Here is a 1,025-nt window from a genome sequence, read left to right as displayed (position 1 = left end):
ACGACGGCGGCTTCGGCGACGGCGGGGTGGGAGACGAGGGCGGATTCGATTTCGGCGGTGGAGAGCCGGTGGCCGGAGATGTTCATGACGTCATCGACCCGGCCGAGGAGCCAGATGTCGCCGTCCTGGTCTTTTTTGGCGCCGTCGCCGGCGAAGTACATGGTTTCGAAGCGGGACCAGTAGGTGTCCTTGAACCGTTCCGGGTCGCCCCAGATGCCGCGGAGCATGGCCGGCCAGGGTTCGCGGATGACCAGGAAGCCGCCGTGGCCGTTGGGCACGGAGGCGCCGGTTTCGTCCACGACGTCCGCGGCGATGCCCGGCAGCGGGACCTGCGCGGAGCCGGGTTTGGTGGCGGTGACCCCGGGCAGCGGGGCGATCATCTGCGCGCCGGTTTCGGTCTGCCACCAGGTGTCCACGATCGGGGCGGGGTGTTCCTTTTTCTGCCCGTTCTTCCCGGCGTTCGCCCCGATGGTCTCGCGGTACCAGATCCAGGCTTCGGGGTTGATGGGTTCCCCGACCGAGCCCAGGACCCGGATCGAGGAGAGGTCGAACTTGGCGGGGATGTCCTTGCCCCATTTCATGAAGGTGCGGATCGCGGTGGGGGCGGTGTAGAGGATGGAGACCCGGTATTTTTCGATGATTTCCCACCAGCGGCCCTGGTGCGGGGAGTCCGGGGTGCCTTCGTAGATGACCTGGGTGGCGCCGTTGATCAGCGGGGCGTAGGCGACGTAGGAGTGCCCGGTGATCCAGCCGATGTCGGCGGTGCACCAGTACACGTCGGTGTCCGGGTGCAGGTCGAAGACCGCCTTGTGGGTGTAGGCGGTCTGGGTGAGGTAGCCGCCGGTGGTGTGCAGGATGCCCTTGGGCTTGCCGGTGGTCCCGGAGGTGTAGAGGATGAACAGCGGGTGCTCGGCGTCGTGCCCGACCGCGGTGTGCTCGGGGGAGGCGGCGCCGACGGTGTCGGCCCACCAGTGGTCCCGGCCCTCGTGCCAGTCCACCTCGGCCCCGTTGCGCCTGACCACCAC

1 protein-coding gene is annotated in these 1,025 nt (G+C 68.2%); it reads right to left on the bottom strand.

The features are described 5' to 3' along the window. The coding region (locus ACFVTM_RS23170) for an AMP-binding protein (RefSeq protein WP_390206594.1) at positions 1-1,025 on the bottom strand (1,025 nt) is incomplete at both ends.

Source organism: Arthrobacter sp. NPDC058130, assembly GCF_042884475.1.
In the GTDB taxonomy this organism is placed as follows: Bacteria; Actinomycetota; Actinomycetes; order Actinomycetales; family Micrococcaceae; genus Arthrobacter.
This window is presented reverse-complemented; position numbering and strand designations above follow the sequence as displayed.